Source organism: Microbacterium sp. LCT-H2 (assembly GCF_001866135.1).
Lineage (GTDB): Bacteria > Actinomycetota > Actinomycetes > Actinomycetales > Microbacteriaceae > Microbacterium.
The window spans coordinates 40562-59242 of sequence record NZ_MODW01000003.1; the positions used below are offsets into that span (position 1 = coordinate 40562).

General features: G+C 69.8%; 18 protein-coding genes and 1 tRNA gene. 8 read left to right on the top strand and 11 right to left on the bottom strand.

All coding sequences use genetic code 11. The features are described 5' to 3' along the window. Positions 1-37: 37 nt before the first annotated feature. The gene (locus BK819_RS08705) at positions 38-2224 is read left to right on the top strand and encodes an MMPL family transporter (RefSeq protein ID WP_071328819.1); all 2187 of its coding nucleotides are present in this window, start codon (positions 38-40) and stop codon (positions 2222-2224) included. An 18-nt stretch (positions 2225-2242) separates the two neighbouring features. On the opposite strand, the gene BK819_RS08710 is transcribed toward BK819_RS08705, so the two are convergent. The 4 genes from BK819_RS08710 to BK819_RS08725 all read right to left on the bottom strand — a co-directional run bounded on the left by BK819_RS08710 (position 2243) and on the right by BK819_RS08725 (position 4939). Then, positions 2243-2316: transfer RNA gene (locus BK819_RS08710), tRNA-Arg, on the bottom strand. Positions 2317-2364: 48 nt separating this feature from the next. Then, positions 2365-2862, bottom strand: coding sequence for an HNH endonuclease (locus tag BK819_RS08715; RefSeq protein WP_060921795.1), 498 nt, complete (start codon positions 2860-2862; stop codon positions 2365-2367). A gap of 307 nt (positions 2863-3169) precedes the next feature. Next, positions 3170-3895, bottom strand: a complete 726-nt coding sequence (locus BK819_RS08720) for a M23 family metallopeptidase (protein ID WP_256209424.1) — start codon at positions 3893-3895, stop codon at positions 3170-3172. A gap of 342 nt (positions 3896-4237) precedes the next feature. Beyond that, entirely contained in the window at positions 4238-4939 is a 702-nt protein-coding gene (locus BK819_RS08725; RefSeq protein ID WP_025105536.1) for a metal-dependent transcriptional regulator, read from the bottom strand. Between the two features lie 101 nt (positions 4940-5040). Here BK819_RS08725 and serC point away from each other — a divergent pair, with 101 nt between their 5' ends. Then, positions 5041-6153, top strand: coding sequence for a phosphoserine transaminase (gene serC / locus BK819_RS08730; RefSeq protein ID WP_071328820.1), 1113 nt, complete (start codon positions 5041-5043; stop codon positions 6151-6153). 9 nt (positions 6154-6162) lie between these two features. Here the strand turns inward: serC and BK819_RS08735 are convergent, their stop codons facing one another. Both BK819_RS08735 and BK819_RS08740 read right to left on the bottom strand, forming a co-directional pair. Further along, positions 6163-6795: a DUF3027 domain-containing protein gene (locus BK819_RS08735; RefSeq protein ID WP_071328821.1), complete on the bottom strand. Its 633-nt coding sequence runs from the start codon at positions 6793-6795 to the stop codon at positions 6163-6165. Next, a complete protein-coding gene (locus BK819_RS08740; RefSeq protein ID WP_025105533.1) occupies positions 6779-7159 on the bottom strand; it encodes a cold-shock protein in 381 nt (126 codons plus the stop codon). The genes BK819_RS08735 and BK819_RS08740 overlap by 17 nt, the downstream gene beginning before the upstream one ends. A gap of 113 nt (positions 7160-7272) precedes the next feature. Between BK819_RS08740 and BK819_RS08745 the strand changes: the two genes are divergently transcribed. The 3 genes from BK819_RS08745 to BK819_RS08755 are packed head-to-tail and all read left to right on the top strand — an operon-like array spanning position 7273 to position 10939. Then, the gene (locus BK819_RS08745; RefSeq protein ID WP_071328822.1) at positions 7273-7548 is read left to right on the top strand and encodes a multidrug ABC transporter ATPase; all 276 of its coding nucleotides are present in this window, start codon (positions 7273-7275) and stop codon (positions 7546-7548) included. A gap of 10 nt (positions 7549-7558) precedes the next feature. Next, positions 7559-9262, top strand: coding sequence for a helicase-associated domain-containing protein (locus BK819_RS08750; RefSeq protein ID WP_071328823.1), 1704 nt, complete (start codon positions 7559-7561; stop codon positions 9260-9262). A 36-nt stretch (positions 9263-9298) separates the two neighbouring features. Then, positions 9299-10939: a DNA repair helicase XPB gene (locus BK819_RS08755; protein WP_071328824.1), complete on the top strand. Its 1641-nt coding sequence runs from the start codon at positions 9299-9301 to the stop codon at positions 10937-10939. Positions 10940-10954: 15 nt separating this feature from the next. On the opposite strand, the gene BK819_RS08760 is transcribed toward BK819_RS08755, so the two are convergent. Then, entirely contained in the window at positions 10955-11962 is a 1008-nt protein-coding gene (locus tag BK819_RS08760; RefSeq protein WP_071328825.1) for a CPBP family intramembrane glutamic endopeptidase, read from the bottom strand. A gap of 118 nt (positions 11963-12080) precedes the next feature. Between BK819_RS08760 and BK819_RS08765 the strand changes: the two genes are divergently transcribed. The 3 genes from BK819_RS08765 to BK819_RS08775 all read left to right on the top strand — a co-directional run bounded on the left by BK819_RS08765 (position 12081) and on the right by BK819_RS08775 (position 14932). Beyond that, complete coding sequence (locus BK819_RS08765) at positions 12081-12773, top strand: response regulator transcription factor (protein WP_025105529.1); 693 nt, start codon at positions 12081-12083, stop codon at positions 12771-12773. 61 nt (positions 12774-12834) lie between these two features. Further along, positions 12835-14523 (top strand): cell wall metabolism sensor histidine kinase WalK, encoded by a 1689-nt coding sequence (locus BK819_RS08770; RefSeq protein WP_071328826.1) that lies wholly within the window; start codon positions 12835-12837, stop codon positions 14521-14523. A 121-nt stretch (positions 14524-14644) separates the two neighbouring features. Continuing rightward, positions 14645-14932, top strand: a complete 288-nt coding sequence (locus BK819_RS08775; protein WP_060921915.1) for a WXG100 family type VII secretion target — start codon at positions 14645-14647, stop codon at positions 14930-14932. Positions 14933-15000: 68 nt separating this feature from the next. On the opposite strand, the gene groL is transcribed toward BK819_RS08775, so the two are convergent. The 4 genes from groL to BK819_RS08795 all read right to left on the bottom strand — a co-directional run bounded on the left by groL (position 15001) and on the right by BK819_RS08795 (position 18640). After that, the gene (gene groL / locus BK819_RS08780; RefSeq protein ID WP_071328827.1) at positions 15001-16620 is read right to left on the bottom strand and encodes a chaperonin GroEL; all 1620 of its coding nucleotides are present in this window, start codon (positions 16618-16620) and stop codon (positions 15001-15003) included. A gap of 124 nt (positions 16621-16744) precedes the next feature. Continuing rightward, entirely contained in the window at positions 16745-17311 is a 567-nt protein-coding gene (locus tag BK819_RS08785; RefSeq protein WP_256209425.1) for a LytR C-terminal domain-containing protein, read from the bottom strand. Between the two features lie 66 nt (positions 17312-17377). After that, positions 17378-17638 carry a DUF3263 domain-containing protein gene (locus BK819_RS16520; RefSeq protein ID WP_071328829.1) on the bottom strand — a complete coding sequence of 87 codons (261 nt, stop codon included), beginning with the start codon at positions 17636-17638 and terminating at the stop codon, positions 17378-17380. A gap of 9 nt (positions 17639-17647) precedes the next feature. Further along, the gene (locus BK819_RS08795) at positions 17648-18640 is read right to left on the bottom strand and encodes a DUF2332 domain-containing protein (RefSeq protein ID WP_071328830.1); all 993 of its coding nucleotides are present in this window, start codon (positions 18638-18640) and stop codon (positions 17648-17650) included. Positions 18641-18681: the final 41 nt, after the last annotated feature.

Below are 18681 nucleotides of genomic sequence, written 5' to 3' on the forward strand. Positions count from 1 at the left end.
TCGCACCCTCCCCCGACCGCCGCCTGAAAGGACCCCGATGTCCCGCCCCGCCCCCGCACCGACGCCGCCGACCCGCGAGCGCACCCGACGCCATTCGTGGCTGCGGGTGTTCCTGCCCGTCGCCCTCATCCTGGTGTGGCTGGCGGGTGCGTCCCTCGGCGGTCCGCTGTTCGGGAAGGTCGACGAGGTGTCGTCGAACGACCAGACCACCTACCTCCCGGAGTCTGCGGACGCGACGACCGTCCAGCAGCTCCTCGGCGAGTTCACCGACAGCGACGCGATCCCGGCGATCGCGGTGTTCACCTCGGAGGAGGAGCTGACGCCGTCCGAGCTCGAGGCGATCTCCGACGCGGTGGCCGACGCGCCGGACGTGGAGGGCGTCGCGGACGACGTCTCCCCCGCGATCCCGTCCGAGGACGGCCGAGCCGTGCAGGCCTTCATCCCGATCGACGGCGACGCCGAGCTCAGCGATGCCACCGCCGCTCTCGGCGACGAGCTGCGCGCCGCAGTGCCGGACCGCATCACGGTCTCCATCACCGGACCTGCAGGCTTCACGGCCGACCTCGCCGCCGGCTTCGCCGGTATCGACGGCCTCCTTCTCGGCGTCGCGCTGCTCGCCGTGCTCGTGATCCTCGTCCTCGTCTACCGCTCGTTCCTGCTGCCCCTCGTCGTGCTCTCCACGAGCCTGTTCGCGCTCTGCGTCGCACTGCTCGTCGTGTGGTGGCTGGCGAAGTGGGAGATCCTGCTGCTCAGCGGGCAGACCCAGGGCATCCTCTTCATCCTCGTGATCGGCGCCGCCACCGATTATGCGCTGCTGTTCGTCGCGCGGTTCCGGGAGGAGCTGCGGGTCGCGCAGGACAAGGGCGTCGCCCTTCTCGCCGCGTGGAAGGGATCGGTCGAGCCGATCGTCGCCTCCGGCGGCACGGTGATCGCGGGACTCCTGTGCCTGCTGCTCAGCGATCTGAAGTCGAACAGCACCCTCGGCCCGGTCGCGGCGATCGGCATCGTGTTCGCGATGCTGTCCGCGCTCACGCTCCTGCCTTCGTTGCTGCTGCTGTTCGGGCGCGCCGTCTTCTGGCCCCGTCGCCCCCGGTTCGAGCCGGAGGTCGTGGCCGAGGAGCACGGCATGCGCACCACCGGCCTCTGGGCGCGGCTGTCCGGCCTCATCAAGAAGCGCCCCCGCGTGATCTGGATCGCGACCACACTCGTCCTCCTCGCGGGCGCGGCCGGGGTGACCCAGCTGGACGCGCAGGGTGTTCCGCAGTCCGACCTCGTCCTCGGGGCGTCGGAGGCGCGCGACGGCCAGGTCGCGCTCGGCGAGCACTTCCCCGGAGGCTCGGGGAGCCCGGTCTCCGTGATCGTGGACGAGGACCGCCTGCAGGATGCCGCCGACGTGCTCCTCGCGAACGACGGGATCGACGGGGTGACCGTCACCGCAGCCGATTCCCCGAGCGGCTCCGCTCCGGTGACGGCCGACGGGATCACGGCCGTCGGCCCTCCCGGGACCCCGGCTCCCGAGCCGACGACGGTCGACGGTCAGGTGCTCCTGCAGGGGACGCTGACGGACGCCGCCGACTCCGCTGCGGCGGCCTCCACCGTGCGCGAGCTGCGGGGAGAGCTCGATGACCTCGGCGCCGTGGTCGGCGGGGTGACGGCCACCTCGATCGACACGAACGACGCGTCCATCCACGACCGCAACCTCATCATCCCCGTGATCCTCGTCGTCATCATGATCATCCTCATGCTCCTGCTGCGCTCGATCCTCGCGCCGGTCCTGCTGATCCTCACGACAGTGCTGTCCTTCGGCACGGCCATGGGGGTCTCGGCACTCGTGTTCAACGGCATCTTCGACTTCCCCGGCGCCGATCCCGCCGTCCCGCTTTACGGCTTCGTGTTCCTCGTCGCCCTGGGCATCGACTACAACATCTTCCTCATGACGCGGGTGCGGGAGGAGTCGACGCAGCACGGGACGAGGGAGGGCATCCTCCGCGGGCTCTCGATCACCGGAGGTGTCATCACGTCCGCGGGCCTGGTGCTGGCGTCGACCTTCGCGGCGCTGTCGGTGATCCCGATCCTCTTCCTCGTGCAGCTTGCCTTCATCGTCGCGTTCGGAGTGCTGCTGGACACCTTCGTGGTGCGCTCGCTGCTCGTGCCGGCGCTGGCCTACGACATCGGCAAGGCCATCTGGTGGCCGTCGAAGCTCTGGCGGCGCGGTCGGCCCTGACGCGCGCGGAAGCGGGAGTGCCCTCGACAGGATTCGAACCTGCGACCTGCCCTTTAGGAGAGGGCTGCTCTATCCTGCTGAGCTACGAGGGCGCGCAGCCCAGTCTACGGGACCACGGCTGCGCGCCCTCGCGCTGTCCGTCACGCGGCGAGGGCGAGGTAGGGCTCCCAGCGGGGATCGCTGCGCTCCACCCCGCGCACCGTCCACGCCGTGCCGTGCGGCGGGCGCGGCGTGAACCGCAGCTGCCACCGCATCTCCTGCGGGGTGCGGTTGCTCTTGAGGTTGTTGCAGCGCAGGCAGCACGCGACGAGGTTCTCCCAGGAATCCGCGCCGCCGCGCGACCGTGGCAGGACGTGGTCGATGGTCGCAGCAGCCTTGCCGCAGTATCCGCAGCGATGCCCGTCACGACGCAGCACGCCACGTCGGGTGACCGGCACGCGACGGCTGAGGGGGACGCGCACGTAGCGGGAGAGGATGATCACCGCCGGGCGATCGTAGACGCCGTGGGTACCCCAGACAGGGTCGTCCTCGACTCTCTCGATGACCGTCGCCTTGTCGTTCATCACCAGGACGAGGGCTCTCTTGAAGGACACGATCGCCAACGGCTCGTATCCGGCGTTTAGGACCAGTGTGCGCATTCGTCATCCTCTCGATCCGCCGGGACGGCTTCCCGGCACTCTCGACTCACACGACGTCGTGCAGGAGGAAGAGTGTTCGCAGGGACGAGAAAAGGCGCCGTCTACAGACGGCGCCTCTCGCGCGCGGCAGCACCGCGGCGTCCCTGCGGGCAATGCCGAAGGACGTGACGACCGAGAGCGTCCATGGTTCGGATGCTCGGTGTTCGCTCCATCAGCCTCTCCCGTCTGTATGACGACGGGTTCAGGCTAACCCATCCCGCGAGGACCGAGGCGAAACGGGAGATGAATGCTCGAGAACGTGTCCCGCTCAGCCGGCGTTGACGGAAAGCCAGGACATCGGCTCGACCAGACCGCCGTTGATCCAGACCTCGAAGTGGAGGTGGTTCGCGGTCGACCGGCCCGTGCTGCCCACGTAGCCGATCAGCTGCCCGGCGGCGACGGTCTGGCCTGCCTGCACCTGGCGCGACCCGTAGAGCATGTGGCCGTACGTGGTCTGGACCTGCTGTCCGCCCACGACGCTGTCGAGCATGACGGCGACGCCGTAGCCGCCGATGCTCTCCGCGGAGGCGCGCACGACGCCGGCGGCGGCGGCATAGATCGGTGTACCGGCCGGCGCGAGCATGTCGGCACCGTTGTGCCCGCCGCCGACGGTACGGCTCACGTTCCACGAACCGAGCGGCAGGGGGTAGCGGACCTGGCCGGAGCCGGGGGCGACGAGCGCGTAGCCGGACGTGTTGAAGGTGCCGGAGGACGGCGCGGACGCGGATGCGGACGCGGCAGCAGCGGCAGCACGGGCCGCGGCGGCGGCCGCTTCTTCTGCCTTCTTCTTCTCGATCTCCTCCGGCGTGGTCGCGCTGAAGGCCCCACGGACGAGCGGAGCCGCCGTGGCCTCCGATGCGACGACGAGCGACTGTGCGTCGACTGCGGCGAGCTGCTGCACGGTCTGCGCCGTGGCGTCCGTCGGCTTCGAGGCCGCGTAGGCGGGCAACGCGACGGCCGCGACGAGAGCACCGACGGCACCGAAGATCGCCACCGACCGGAGAGGGGCTGCGATCTTCCGAGCACTGACCCTGGCACCGGTGCGCCGGGCGGGTACTCGATCTTCAGATGTCTTCGCGGTCGGTTCGATGTCTGCGGCCAAAACGTGGTCCTCCTGAGCCTTCGCACCTCGGGTGGCGCTGGCTCGTCGGCCTCTGCCCGAGGGCAGAGATGCACTGCTCGGGTTCGAGCGCATCCCTCTCGGGAAGACGACGAGCCGGAAGGCGGATCTTCGCGGTTCGCCCCCAGCGGGCTTCTTCGCTGAGGACCTGACCGAGGTTACCGGAAGATAACGATCATGTCACCCTGGGAAACTGACAATCCTCGGTGAGGGTTCTCAGGCCGGTTCGCCGACGAGGAAGATGTGCGAGGCCAGCTCCACCGGAAGCTCCAGGCCCTCCTCCTTGCCGTCCATCTGGATGAGCACGTAGCCCTCGTTGAAGCGGAAGTCTCCGCGCGCACCCGGGACGACGCCCGCGTCGCGCAGCTGCTCCAGGAGCTCGGGGTCGACCTGGGCCGGCTCGGCGAGACGGCGGACCGTCCCCTCGACAGGCTCGCCTGCTGCATTCAGCCGCTGCACGAGACCGATCACACCCTCGTCGAAAGTGCGGGCGGGAAGGTCGCCGAGCTGGTCGAGGCCCGGGATCGGGTTGCCGTACGGTGACTCGGTGGGGTGACCGAGCAGCTCGACGAGACGGCGCTCGACCTGCTCGCTCATGACGTGCTCCCAGCGACAGGCCTCCTCGTGCACGAACGCCCAGTCCAGCCCGATCACGTCGGACAGCAGGCGCTCGGCGAGGCGGTGCTTGCGCATGACGTCGACGGCCTTGCGGCGTCCGGCGTCGGTGAGCTCGAGCGTGCGGTCTTCGGACACCACGACGAGGCCGTCGCGCTCCATGCGCCCCACAGTCTGCGAGACGGTGGGACCGGAGTGGCCGAGGCGCTCCGAGATGCGCGCCCGCAGCGGCACGATGTTCTCCTCCTCGAGCTCGAGGATGGTGCGGAGATACATCTCCGTGGTGTCGATCAGATCCGTCATGTGGCCCTCCGAAAGTTCTTAGGCAAGCCTACATTCCTCCGGCGACATCGGACGGGGCGGGGGCGGGAGGAACGGCGGCGTGATCCCCCTAGAATCTAGCCATGGCGATCGAGATTCCCCGTGACCTCCTGCCCACAGACGGCCGCTTCGGCTGCGGTCCCTCGAAGGTGCGCGGCGCGCAGCTCGAGGCGCTCGTCACGACGGGAGCCTCGATCCTGGGCACATCGCATCGCCAAGCGCCCGTGAAGAACCTCGTCGGCAGCGTCCGCGAGCAGCTGGCCGCCCTCTTCCGTCTCCCGGAGGGATACGAGATAATCCTCGGCAACGGCGGCTCGACGGCGTTCTGGGACGCCGCGGCCTTCGGTCTGATCGAGCGCCGCAGCCAGAACCTCGTGTTCGGCGAGTTCGGCGGGAAGTTCGCCAAGGCCGCAGGCGCCCCCTGGCTGGAGGCTCCCGACGTCCGTTCCGCCGACCCCGGCTCGCGCAGCACCGCAGAGCTCGTCGAGGGTGTGGACGTGTACGCCTGGCCGCACAACGAGACCTCCACCGGCGTGGCCGCGCCGATCGAGCGCGTCCACGCGGAAGGAGCGCTCACCGTGATCGACGCGACGAGCGCCGCGGGCGGCATCGACCTCGACATGGCGCAGGCCGACGTCTACTACTTCGCCCCGCAGAAGAACCTCGGCTCCGACGGCGGACTCTGGTTCGCCGCGGTCTCCCCCGCCGCGATCGACCGCATCGAGCGGATCGCCGCCTCGGGGCGGTACATCCCGGAGTTCCTGAGCCTGAAGCACGCGGTGGACAACTCGCGGCTCAACCAGACGCTCAACACCCCCGCTCTGACGACGCTGCTCCTCCTGGACGACCAGCTGCGCTGGATCCTCGACAACGGCGGGCTCGCCTGGGCTGCGGCACGGACGGCGGAGTCGTCGTCGGTGCTCTACGACTGGGCGGAGGCGTCCGCCGTGGCGACCCCGTTCGTGGCGGACCCGGCGCACCGCTCGCCCGTGGTCGCGACCATCGACTTCGACGAGAGCGTCGACGCCGCGGCGATCGCGAAGGCGCTGCGCGCCAACGGCATCGTCGACACCGAGCCATACCGCAAGCTCGGCCGCAACCAGCTGCGGGTGGCGACCTTCGTCTCGATCGAGCCGGACGACGTTCGTCAGCTCATCCGGGCCATCGACTTCGTACAGGAGAACCTGGGCGGCTGACCGCCCGGCTCACTCCTCGTCGTCGCCGGCGTCCGCATCGCGGGCGTCGGCGTCGTCGTCTTCGGAGTCCTCCGCCTCGTCGTCTTCGGCTTCGTCGTCTTCCTCGGCGTCGTTGTCGATGTCTTCAGCCTCGGACGCATCGTCGTCGTCGGAGTCGTCGAGCTCGTCGATGTCCACGCCGTCGAGATCGCCGGCGTGGAGGATGTCGGAGCCATCCTCATCGAGCTCGTCATCGTCGACGCCGTCGTCGAGGTCGCCGTCGGTGTCGTCCCCGTCGGCGTCTTCGTCCTCACCGCCGGCTGCCGCAGCCTCGGCCAGCTCCGCCTGGTGCGCACGGTACTCGGCAAGGCGCTCCGCCCACGGGACCCATTCCGGGGCCAGGAGCGCTCCGTCGCCGGGGAGCAGCTCGACCTCGAGGACGGTCGGCTCCTCGTCGTCGACCCGAGCGACCGTCACGGTCCAGTACCAGCCCGGGTAACCGGGGAGACGGTTCTCGAACCGCAGCGAGACGGATCCGTCGTCCTCCGACGTGAAACCCGCAGCCGGCCCGATCGTGGCGGCGGGAGTGATCTCACGCAGAGCGGAGAGCGCGAGGTCATGCGCCTCGACGAGACGCGCGTCGGCGTCAGGCTTCGAGGTCATCGGCGACCTTGCGCAGGACGGCCGCGATCTTGCGGCCATGGCTGGAGGAAGGGTAGCGGCCGCGGCGCAGATCGCCGCCGATGCCGTCGAGGAGCTTCACGAGGTCCTCGATGATGATGGCCATGTCGTCGGCGGGCTTGCGCTTCGCCTTCGCCAGGCTGGGCGGCGCTTCGAGCACGCGCACCGACAGGGCCTGGAGGCCGCGCTTGCCGTCGGCCACGCCGAACTCCACGCGTGCACCGGCCTTCACGGCGGTGCCGGCCGGCATCGCGGAGGCGTGCAGGAAGACATCCTGGCCGTCATCGCTGGCGATGAAGCCGAAACCCTTGTCTTCGTCGTAGAACCTGACCTTGCCGGTGGGCATGGGAGAACCTCGCTGGATCGAATGCTGACGGAACGCGCTCGTGCGCGTGCTCCCAGCCTACCGGTCACGGGCGGAACGGAACCGCTCCCGCGCGTGCGAGTAGGCTGGGGCCGATGAGTACGCAGAGTCCCGGACCGGAGGTCCCCATCCGTCGGATCGACCGCATCCTGGCGTTCACCGCGCTCGGCATCGCGGCCGCGTCGGTGATCTGCTTCTTCGTCATCATCATCGGCACGGCACTGGGCATGGACCGGGCCGCGTTCGGCGAAGGCCTCTGGCCGGTGATCGCGGCGATCCCGTACTGGGGACTGCCTCTCGCCTTCGTCATGATCATCGTGCTGCTGGTGATGAGCTTCGTGCGGAAGGGCCGCGCCGAGTCGCGTCGTTGAGGCCGCATCGATGAGCACGCACGCACGCCCGTTGGCCGACGACCTGGCTGCGGCGAGCGATGACGAGCTGGCGGCGCTGCTGACCGCGCGCGGCGTGCGCCCTGACGCCGCCTGGCAGGATCTCTTCGACGCCGCGGAGGCTCTGCTGGAGCCCTCGTCGATCGGCCGCGTGCTCCCGACCCTCACCGCCGGGGAGGCCGCCGCGCTCGTCGATGCTGCGACGGGAGGCGACGCCGGCACCGGGCGTGAGCGCCTGACCGCACTCGCCCTGCTCCGCCGCGACGGCACGCTGCATCCCCCGGTCGCCGACGCCGTCGCCGGGAGACCACGGCCTGCTCCGCTCGATGAGACGCCCGCACCGGCCGCGGAGGAGTCCGCGGCCGCGCACGCCGCCGAGCGCGCGTTCACCACTGTCGGCGTGCTCGCCGACATCCTCCTGCTCGCCAGAGAGCAGCCGTTCGCACTCCTCATGGGCGGGGCGGTGAGCGCAGGACAGAAGCGCCAGCTCGCCGAGGCGGGTCTCGCCGTCGAGAGCGTGGACCCGCTGGTAGCTCTCGCCGTGCGAGCCGGCCTGGCCACCCCCGTCGAGCGGCTGCTGCGCACCACACCGGCAGCAGAGGACTGGCTCCGCTCCCCCGCTCCCGCCCGCTGGGGCCTCCTGGCCACGGCCTTCCGCGACACCCTCCCTCACGGGATCCGCACCGCGACGGGCGGCTGGCTGCCACCCAGCCAATGGCCTCTGGCCCACCCGTGGGATCCGGCCTGGCCGGAAGAGGCAGCCCGACAGCTCGAGGCCGCCCGTCTGCTCGGCCTCATCGCCGAGGACGGCTCCGAGCCCCCGTGGTCCCCGCCGTTGCGAAGCGGCGAGGCTGCGGACCCCTCGCCCCTGGCGACGGTCCTGCCCGCAGAAGTGGACCGGATCTTCCTCCAGAACGACCTCACGGCGATCGCCCCCGGTCCGCTGCAGCCCGCACTGGACGTGCGCCTGCGCACCATGGCCCGCCGAGAGTCCGCCTCCCAGGCCTCGTCGTACCGGTTCACGGCGGAGTCCGTCGCACACGCCTTCGCCGCCGGAGAGGACGAGGCGTCGATCCTGGAGTTCCTCGGTGGAATCTCGCTCACGGGCATCCCGCAGCCCCTGGGCTACCTCGTCGCGCAGACCGCGCAGCGTCACGGGCTCGTACGGGTCTCGGTCGATGACGAGACCGGACGCACACGGGTGGAGAGCGCTGATGCGCACCTCCTCGAGGCCATGGCGGTCGACCAGTCGCTGCGCCCCCTCGGGCTCGCCGTGCACGTGGGATCGTTGACGACCAAAGTCGGGCAGGACACCGTCTACTGGGCGCTGACCGACGCCCGGTATCCGGCGACGCTCGTCGAGCGCGACGGGACCGTCGCGGTGCGCACACGCCACCCGGCCGCCGTGCCGGATCCCGACTCCGACCCCGGCTACGGACCGCTGATCGCCCGACTGCGCGAACGTCAGGGTCCTGACGCGGACGCCGCGTGGCTGGACAGGGAGCTGGAGGCGGCCGTGCGCGCGAAGGCCGTGCTGCGGGTGACGGTCGGCATGCCGGACGGTTCCACCAGGGACCTCCTCCTCGAAGCCACCGGGATCGGCGGTGGACGACTGCGCGGGAGGGACAGGGCGGCTGACGTCGAGCGCACCCTTCCGGTGTCGAGCATCCGCGCCGCGACCGTCGTCCCGTCCTAGGCCCCGTGCAGCCAGGGGCCGGTAGACTGGTCAGCTATGTCTGATGGCCCCCTGATCGTCCAGAGCGACCGCACCGTGCTCCTCGAGGTCGCCCACGCCGACGCCGAGAGCGCCCGCCACGAGCTCGCGATCTTCGCCGAGCTGGAGCGCGCGCCCGAGCACATCCACACGTACCGGATCACGCGGCTCGGTCTGTGGAACGCCCGCGCGGCCGGGCACACCGCCGAGGACATGCTGGAGACGCTCGACCGCTGGTCGCGCTTCCCCGTGCCGCCCTCCGTCGCGGTCGACCTGCGCGAGACGGTCAACCGGTACGGGCGCCTGGTCATCGAGCGCGACGACGAGGGCGTGCTCATCCTGCGCTCGACCGACCCCGCCGTGCTGGCCCAGGTCGCGAACAACAAGCGCATCCAACCGCTGCTCATCGGGCACCCGACGCCGGAGACGTTCGTCGTGGACGCCTGGGCACGCGGTCAGATCAAGCAGGAGCTGCTGAAGATCGGCTGGCCCGCGGAGGACCTCGCCGGCTACACGCCGGGCACCCCCCACGAGATCGAGCTGGCCGAGGACGGGTGGGCCATCCGCCCCTATCAGCAGGACGCCGTCGACGCGTTCTCGAAGGACGGCTCGGGCGTGGTCGTGCTCCCCTGCGGCGCAGGCAAGACGATCGTGGGCGCCGGGGCCATGGCGGCGACCAAGACGACGACGCTCATCCTCGTGACGAACACGGTGTCCGCACGGCAGTGGCGGGACGAGCTTCTCAAGCGCACCAGCCTCACCCCTGAGGAGATCGGCGAGTACTCCGGCCAGGCCAAGGAGGTCAAGCCCGTCACGATCGCGACCTACCAGATCCTCACGGCGAAACGGAAGGGCGAGTACGCACACCTCGCGCTCCTCGACGCGCTGGACTGGGGGCTCATCGTGTACGACGAGGTACACCTGCTCCCGGCGCCGGTATTCAAGCTCACCGCCGACCTGCAGGCGCGGCGTCGGATCGGCCTGACCGCGACCCTGGTCCGGGAGGACGGCCGTGAGGGCGACGTGTTCAGCCTCATCGGCCCGAAGCGCTTCGACGCCCCCTGGAAGCAGATCGAGGCACAGGGGTTCATCTCCCCCGCCGCCTGCTTCGAGGTGCGGGTCGACCTTCCCCCGGCGGATCGCCTGGAGTACGCGGCGGCCACCGACGACGAGCGCTACCGGCTCGCGGCCTCCGCCCCGGCGAAGATCGACGCGGTGCGCGAGCTGATCGCGGCGCACGAGGGCGAGCAGATCCTCGTCATCGGACAGTACCTCGACCAGCTCGACGCCCTCTCGCAGGCGCTCGACGCTCCGCAGATCACCGGGTCCACCCCGGTCGAGGAGCGTGAGGAGCTCTACCGGGCGTTCCGCGAGGGCGACATCTCGCTGCTCGTGGTATCGAAGGTCGCGAACTTCTCCATCGACCTCCCCGAGGCGTCGGTCGCCATCCAGGTGTCCGGCTCGTTCGGTTCGCGGCAGGAGGAGGCCCAGCGTCTCGGACGACTCCTCCGCCCCAAGCAGTCCGGCCACACCGCGAGCTTCTACACGCTCGTGGCCCGCGACACGATCGATCAGGACTACGCGCAGAACCGCCAGCGGTTCCTCGCGGAGCAGGGCTACAGCTACACGATCATGGACGCCGAGGCGATCGCCGCCTGACCGGCGTGCGGGCGCTCAGCCGCGCAGCATCCGCGGGAGCTGATGCGTCCCCGCCGCGCCGTCGCTGATCGCCGCGGTCCGAGTGATCCCTCGTCGGCGCGCCCACCGATCTGCGACGGCGGCGAAGACGACCATCGCCGCCGCCGAGCCCAGCAGATCGACGGGCGTCCCCGAGGTCGCGTTCGCATCGACCACGGCGACGGAGCCGAGCAGGAAGATCATCAGATTGTTGACGATGTGCAGCGCGATGGCCGCCTCCAGCCCACCGGTGCGCCACGTGAGCCACGCGGCGACGACGGCGAAGAGGCCGACGCTCGCCGCGCCCCAGACGTCGTACCCGTGTCCCAGCACGAACAGCGGCACCGGCAGCAGGATGGCGAAGGCGGGGTGCCGGAGCCAGCTTCCGACGAGCTGCATCAGGTAGCCACGGAACACATACTCCTCCGCGGCGGCCTGGAACGGGATCAGCACGAGCAGGAGCACCACCATGAGCAGGAGCCCCGGATGGGAGAAGTCCGGCGTCACGGCATCGCCCGCGGCCGCCGACCAGCCGAGCACCACCGCGAAGTAGACGACGAACACCGCGAGCGCCAGCGCGAGGGTCCGGCCGAGCCAGCCCATCCGCAACCGCCCGGTGACCGACGACAGCAGGCCGACGCCTCGTCCCTGGACGACCCGCGAGGCCAGCAGCAGCGCCGGGATCATGAGGATGAGCGGGAGCACGAGCGCCACCAGGAGCCACGGACGGTCGACCTGGAAGAAGGCGGTGGTGCGGAAGAGCATCTGCAGCTCCGCTCCCCATTCCGGGGCGAGGGCCGCCACGATCACGAGCGGCACGATCACGAGCACGAGGATCGCGAGGTAGAAGGCGATGCCGAGGAGGCCGGTGAGCAGCGGCTTCCACCAGCGGGGGCGCGGGCGGAGGAGCGCCAGCCGGTGGTACTCGACCCCGCGAGCGGACACCTCCGGCGAGGGGGCGGACGGGGAGACGGGGGCGGCGGTGGCGTCCTCGATCGAGCTCATGCCTCGATCCTCCCCCGGACGGCTGTGCAACACATCCACCGGCCGGCGGATGGGCCGCATCCACGCCGTTCCGCAGGATAATCAGCCCGCGCATGGCCGAAGTCACCATAATGGGGTCATGACTGCTGCGCGCATCCTGGTCGTCGACGACGAGCCCAACATCCGCGACCTGCTTTCCACGGGTCTCAGCTTCGCCGGGTTCCAGGTGAAGACGGTGGCCAACGGCGCCGCCACGATCTCCGCCGTCCTCGAGGAGGAGCCGGACCTCATCATCCTCGACGTCATGCTCCCCGACATGAACGGGTTCAGCGTGACCAAGCGCCTCCGCGGCGCCGGCTTCACCGCACCCATCCTCTTCCTCACCGCCAAGGACGGCACGGAGGACAAGATCGAGGGCCTGAACGCGGGCGGTGACGACTACGTCACGAAGCCGTTCAGCCTGGACGAGATCGTCGCCAGGGCCCAGGCCATCCTGCGCCGCACCATGCAGGCCGACGAGGAGTCGATCATCCGCGCCGGCGAGCTCTCCATGGACCAGGACACGCACGACGTGCACGTCGGCAAGGAGCCGATCGACCTCAGCCCCACCGAGTTCAAGCTCCTGCGTTACCTCATGCTGAATCCGAATCGGGTGCTGTCGAAGGCGCAGATCCTCGACCACGTCTGGGAGTACGACTTCAACGGCGATGCCGGCATCGTGGAGAGCTACATCTCGTACCTCCGGCGCAAGATCGACCCGCACACGGAGGAGTCGCTGATCCAGACGAAGCGCGGCTTCGGTTACATGCTGAAGGTGGGCAAGACGGTCTGACACCGTCGACCCCGTACCCGCCGTCCGTCGACGGCACCGCCGTCGCAGCAGGGAGGACCGCATGGCGCACAAGCCGGATGCGGTCACCGCGTGGTGGCGACGGATCAGCCTTCGCGCCAAGGTCACCGGTGTCACCGTGGCCGTCCTCGCGCTGGGCCTGCTCGTCGCGGGTATCGGCACGGTGCCGCTGCTGCGCAACGCCCTCGTGGAGAACATCAATGCGCAGCTCCCTGCACTGGTGACCAGCGACCTCGTCAACCGCTATTTCGACACGACGACGATCGACGGCGTCACCACCTATACGCCGAGAGACGAGAAGCCCCGTGACTTCTCGTTCGCCATCTACGACGCGGAGGGCGCCCTGCGCGCGACCGCGCCCAGTGCCTCCGGCCGGGCTCCGGTCTTCCCCGCCGAGTACTCCCTGTCCGACGCCCAGGCGAACGAGGACCAGGTGCTCGCTCTCGAGGACACGGACGGCCGGGTCTACCACGCCGCCGCGGCCGTCGTGCAGCAGGAGGGCGACCCGCTCAGCATCCAGATGGTGGCACTCCCCCTCGCCGAAGCCGACCGCATCATCAGCCAGTACTTCGGGATCTACATCACCATCGCCCTGATCACGATCCTCGTCGCGGCGCTGCTCACCCGCGGTCTCGTGACCCTGACCTTCCGACGACTCGGACAGGTGGAGCAGACCGCCATGTCGATCGCCGCCGGCGACTTCCGACAGCGGCTCACCGACCTGGAGCCGACCACGGAGGTCGGCCGCCTCAATGCGGCCATCAACACCATGCTCGACCGCGTGGATCGCTCCCTCGCGCAGCGCGACCGCACGGTGCAGCACATGCGCCGATTCATCGGAGACGCCAGTCACGAGCTGCGGACGCCGCTGGTCAGCGTCCGCGGGTACGCGGAGCTGTACCGCATGGGCGCGATCAAGGGTGAGGAGGACACCGCCCGGGCGATGGAGCGCATCGAGAAGGAAGCCATCCGCATGGGCGTCCTCGTGGAGGACCTGCTGGCGCTCGCCCGTCTGGATGAGGAGCGGGAGCCGCAGATCGTTCCTCTCGACCTCCGTCCCATCGCCCGCGACGCCGCCTTGGACGTGCGCGCCGCCGCCCCCGGCCGGGTGATCTCCGTGATCGACCGCACGGTCGAGAACGTGCCGACAGCTCCCATCCGCACGCCTGTGGTGCCCATCGCCCCCGAACCCGCCCCCAAGACGCGCCCCCGGGCCACCCTGTCGCGGCTGCGCCGTCGTCCGCGGACGCCCGAGCAGCCCCCGGCCATCGATTTCACCGAGGTGGCGGACATCCCGGTCCGGACGCCGCCGATCGTGCTCGGCGAGGAGAACAAGGTCCGACAGGTGGTGACGAACCTCCTGGGCAATGCGCGCCGATTCTCGCCGGAAGACAGTCCGATCGAGATCGTCGTGGACTCGGATCGCGTCGCCGGGACCGCGAGCATCTCGATCGTCGACCACGGCGAGGGCGTGCCACCGCAGATCCGCGAGCAGATCTTCGAGCGGTTCTGGCGCGCCGACACGTCGCGGGCGCGCGAGACCGGAGGATCCGGTCTCGGGCTCGCCATCGTCGCCTCGATCCTCAAGGCGCTCAATGGCGACATCGCCGTCTCCGAGAGTCCAGGAGGCGGGGCCACCTTCACCGTGACCCTGCCGCTGGCTCCGGCGCGTTCGACACCGGAGCATCTTCTGGAGGACACGCAGCCGTTGGACCGCCTCGACCAGCCGTAGCGGCCGCTTCTGCACAGACGGCCCTCATGGCGCGTTCTCCCGCCTCCGGCGCGGTGATCCGACCCCCGACTCGTCGTCGCTGCCGTCGGCGTATCGTCGGCCTTCCTCGAAGGGAGTTCCCATGACCGTCTTCACCGTCGACACCGACGCCGTCCATGCGGCGGAAGCCGCGACCCGCGCCACCATCGAGCGCCTGCGCACCGAATCCGCCACCCTCATGTCCCAGCTCAGGCAGCTGCAGACCGCATGGGTCGGCACCGCCGCCACGGCGTTCCAAGGCTGCGCCGAAGAGTGGCAGGGCGCTCAGCAGCACGTCGAGCTCGTCCTGGACGGGATCGGGACGTCGCTCGGCGCCGTGGCCACCCAGTACGCCGAAGCGGATCAATACTCGGCGAGCCTGTTCCGCTGAGACGCAGAAAGCCCCCGGCCGGAGCCGGGGGCTTTCTGTGAGACGGAGTCTCTGAACCTCTCAGAGGATCAGAAGTCCATGCCGCCCGTGGGGTCACCCGCGGGAGCAGCGACCTTCTCCGGCTTGTCGGCGACGACGGCCTCGGTCGTCAGGAACAGACCGGCGATCGACGCGGCGTTCTGCAGCGCAGAGCGCGTGACCTTCGCCGGGTCGATGATGCCCTGTGCGAACATGTCGCCGTACTCGCCGCTGGCGGCGTTGAGGCCCTGGCCCGCGGGGAGCTCGGACACCTTGTTGGCGACGACACCCGGCTCGAGACCGGCGTTCAGCGCGATCTGCTTCAGCGGAGCCTCGATCGCCACGCGGACGATGTTCGCACCGGTCGCCTCGTCACCCTCGAGCGAGAGAGCGTCGAGAGCCTTCGTGCCGGACTGGATGAGGGCGACACCACCACCGGGGACGATGCCCTCCTCGACGGCGGCCTTCGCGTTGCGTACGGCGTCCTCGATGCGGTGCTTGCGCTCCTTGAGCTCGACCTCGGTCGCAGCGCCGGCCTTGATGACGGCCACGCCACCGGCGAGCTTCGCCAGACGCTCCTGCAGCTTCTCGCGGTCGTAGTCGCTGTCGGTGTTCTCGATCTCGCGACGGATCTGCGTGACGCGACCCTCGATCTGGTCGGCCTCGCCGGCACCCTCGACGATCGTGGTCTCGTCCTTGGTGACGATGACCTTGCGCGCACGACCCAGCAGGTCGAGCGTGGCGTTCTCGAGCTTCAGGCCCACCTCTTCGGTGATGACCTGGCCACCCGTGAGGATCGCGATGTCCTGCAGCTGCGCCTTGCGACGGTCGCCGAAGCCGGGAGCCTTGACGGCGACCGACTTGAAGATGCCCTTGAGCTTGTTCAGCACGAGGGTCGCGAGGGCCTCACCCTCGACGTCCTCGGCGATGATGACGAGCTCCTTGCCGTCCTGGATCACCTTGTCGACGATGGGCAGGAGGTCCTTGATGTTGGAGACCTTCTGGTTCGCGATCAGGATGTACGGGTCTTCGAAGACGGCTTCCTGGCGCTCCGGGTCCGTGACGAAGTACGGGTTCAGGTAGCCCTTGTCGAAGCGCATGCCCTCGGTGAGCTCGAGTTCGGTGCCGAAGGTCTGCGACTCCTCGACCGTGACGACGCCTTCCTTGCCCACCTTGTCGATGGCCTCGGCGATGAGCTCGCCGATCGCGGGGTCGGCGGCGGAGATGGAGGCGGTCGCGGCGATCTGCTCCTTGGAGTCGATCTCCTTCGCCGAGCTCAGCAGCTCCTCGGTGATGGCGGCGACGGCCTTCTCGATGCCGCGCTTGAGGGAGATGGGGTCGGCGCCGGCCGCGACGTTGCGCAGGCCTTCGCGGACCAGGGCCTGGGCGAGGACCGTGGCGGTCGTCGTGCCGTCGCCGGCGACGTCGTCGGTCTTCTTGGCGACCTCCTTGACGAGCTCCGCGCCGATCTTCTCGTACGGGTCGTCCAGCTCGATCTCCTTGGCGATGGAGACACCGTCGTTCGTGATCGTGGGGGCGCCCCACTTCTTCTCGAGCACGACGTTGCGACCACGCGGGCCGAGGGTCACCTTGACCGCGTCGGCGAGGATGTTGAGGCCACGCTCGAGGCCGCGGCGGGCCTCCTCATCGAAGGCGATGATCTTTGCCATGAGTTTTGTCGTCCCTCCTGGACGTAGACGGTGGGTTTAGCACTCAGAGTGAGAGAGTGCTAACGCCATTCTGGCACTCGACACCATCGAGTGCAAGCCGCGTCGTCCGGGAGTCGGGCGAGGGTCAGGGCGCGGGAGTCTCGGGCACCGATGCCGCCCGGTCGACGCCGATCACGATGGTGAGCTGCTTCTGCCCGTCCTCCGTCTGGCCCGCGTAGTAGTCGCTCTGCTGCACCTCGGCGCCGCCGATGACGCCGGCGAGGCCCTTCGCCGCCTCCTCGTCCTCGGCGCTGACGTAATAGACGGTCGTGGTCTCGAAGTCGTCGCTGGCGCTGTCGCTGGCGAGCACGGTCGCCGCCGCCCAGCCGGCGTTGATGAGGGTGTCGCGCATCTGGTCGTCCAGCCCGCTGTCGGGGGTCGCGTTGAGGATGAGCACCGAGTAGGTCGGGTCGATCACCCCGGTCTGCTCGGGCGTGGGAGCCACGGACGACGTCGGCTCCGGAAAGAGGTCGATCCGTCCCATGACGACCAGAGCGCCGAAGATGCCGGCGATGATGAGCACGAGAGCGGCGACGAACGACCACAGGAGCACGACCCAGCCGTTCATCCCCGGAGCTTCGGCACGGTGTGCTCCCACACGTCCGGTGGAACGGGGGACCTCGTCGAAACGGTCACGGGGGGGCTTGGACACCCCTCGATGCTAGCGGCACGTCGCTGGGAAACCGTTCCATGACGAGCACGACCCCGCAGGATCAGGTCATCCGGTGAACCCGGGGATCCGGGACGTGCGCCGGGCGCTTCTGGCGTCCCGCAGTCGACGCAGTCGGCCGACGAGGATCGGATCGAAGGCGAGGGCCGCCTCGGAGTCGATGAGACGGGCGAGCAGCTGGTAGTAACGCGCCGCGCTCATGCCCAGTCGCGCACGGATCGCTTCCTCCTTCATACCGCCGTGGCGCGGCCAGGCGGCCTCCAGGGCGAGGATCGCGCGATCGCGTTCCGTGAGGTGGTCAGCGGGCATGCCCTCAGATTAGGTCGTGGTCGACGGATCGCCCGCGCGCCACTCCCACCGGGCGCCGAGCGGGTCGGCAGCGGCGCGCACCCGCCCGTCGAGCGCGACGACGAATCCGGGCCAGGCCTCCGCGACGACCGGTGGGTCCCAGACCTCGAGGAGAGCGGGCGGGTCGATCGTGACCCAGCGCGCGGGCAGCGTCGCGATCGTCTCGATCAGCGCCTCCCGCTGCTCCCGGGGGATGTGCACGAGAACCCCGGGGGTCGTGATCACCAGCGTGGCATGCGCCGGCGCGGATCCTGCCAGCTCCTCCAGATGGGCGGCTGCGTCTCCGGCGACGAGAAGCGGCGGCTCGGCGGCCGCGATGTCGAGCGCGGCGGTGATGCGCTGCTCCCTCCCCTCCTCTCCCGGCCACACGAGCGCCCGCAGCCAGCGCCGATCCTCTTCGTCGGCGGCGTCCAGCGGGGCGAGGTCGATCCCGGCGCGCCACACCACCTCCGGCATGCGCAGCGGGGGGAGGTCGCCGGTGACGGTGCTCTCCAGCACCACGGTGGAGGGACCGTCGAGGGGGTCGAGCGCGCGACGAACGGACCCGCCGTCGTCGATGAAACGGTATGAGTAGCGATCGGGATAGAGGCAGAGGCCGGCGGAGGCGCCGACCTCCAGCAGCGCGATCGGGCCCTCGATCTCGGAGAGCACCGGCAGCAGTGCCGCGGTGCGGAGGGGCTCGTTGGTCTGCAGGGCGCGGCTCGTGCATTCCTCGACGAGTCGAGAGGCATTGGTCAGGACGAACCGACGCCACTCGCGGTACGGACCGTGACCGGCGCCGAGCAGGCGGGACACGGCGAACACGAGCGGAGGCTGGCGACGGGTGGCGGGAATCCGCAGCAGAACCTCGCTGATCTCGTCGTCTTCGGCGACCCCGGCCGCCCACTCCCCGTACAGCGCACTGCGCCCCGGAGCCTCCACGGCCGCGAATCGGGCATAGCGCTCCTGCACGGCATCCTTCATGCGTCCATTCTGACGGGGAGCGCCATGAGGGCCCTGCACAA

Bases quoted from the DNA above. Each gene is read 5' to 3' on its own strand.
- BK819_RS08770 (WP_071328826.1), top strand. From the start codon at position 12,835: ATGGCGCACAAGCCGGATGCGGTCACCGCGTGGTGGCGACGGATCAGC.
- BK819_RS08735 (WP_071328821.1), bottom strand. From the start codon at position 6,795: ATGACCTCGAAGCCTGACGCCGACGCGCGTCTCGTCGAGGCGCATGAC.
- BK819_RS16520 (WP_071328829.1), bottom strand. From the start codon at position 17,638: ATGCCCGCTGACCACCTCACGGAACGCGATCGCGCGATCCTCGCCCTG.
- BK819_RS08765 (WP_025105529.1), top strand. From the start codon at position 12,081: ATGACTGCTGCGCGCATCCTGGTCGTCGACGACGAGCCCAACATCCGC.
- BK819_RS08795 (WP_071328830.1), bottom strand. From the start codon at position 18,640: ATGAAGGATGCCGTGCAGGAGCGCTATGCCCGATTCGCGGCCGTGGAG.
- BK819_RS08740 (WP_025105533.1), bottom strand. From the start codon at position 7,159: ATGCCCACCGGCAAGGTCAGGTTCTACGACGAAGACAAGGGTTTCGGC.
- BK819_RS08775 (WP_060921915.1), top strand. From the start codon at position 14,645: ATGACCGTCTTCACCGTCGACACCGACGCCGTCCATGCGGCGGAAGCC.
- BK819_RS08715 (WP_060921795.1), bottom strand. From the start codon at position 2,862: ATGCGCACACTGGTCCTAAACGCCGGATACGAGCCGTTGGCGATCGTG.
- BK819_RS08705 (WP_071328819.1), top strand. From the start codon at position 38: ATGTCCCGCCCCGCCCCCGCACCGACGCCGCCGACCCGCGAGCGCACC.
- BK819_RS08755 (WP_071328824.1), top strand. From the start codon at position 9,299: ATGTCTGATGGCCCCCTGATCGTCCAGAGCGACCGCACCGTGCTCCTC.
- groL (WP_071328827.1), bottom strand. From the start codon at position 16,620: ATGGCAAAGATCATCGCCTTCGATGAGGAGGCCCGCCGCGGCCTCGAG.
- BK819_RS08745 (WP_071328822.1), top strand. From the start codon at position 7,273: ATGAGTACGCAGAGTCCCGGACCGGAGGTCCCCATCCGTCGGATCGAC.
- BK819_RS08750 (WP_071328823.1), top strand. From the start codon at position 7,559: ATGAGCACGCACGCACGCCCGTTGGCCGACGACCTGGCTGCGGCGAGC.
- BK819_RS08760 (WP_071328825.1), bottom strand. From the start codon at position 11,962: ATGAGCTCGATCGAGGACGCCACCGCCGCCCCCGTCTCCCCGTCCGCC.
- serC (WP_071328820.1), top strand. From the start codon at position 5,041: ATGGCGATCGAGATTCCCCGTGACCTCCTGCCCACAGACGGCCGCTTC.
- BK819_RS08725 (WP_025105536.1), bottom strand. From the start codon at position 4,939: ATGACGGATCTGATCGACACCACGGAGATGTATCTCCGCACCATCCTC.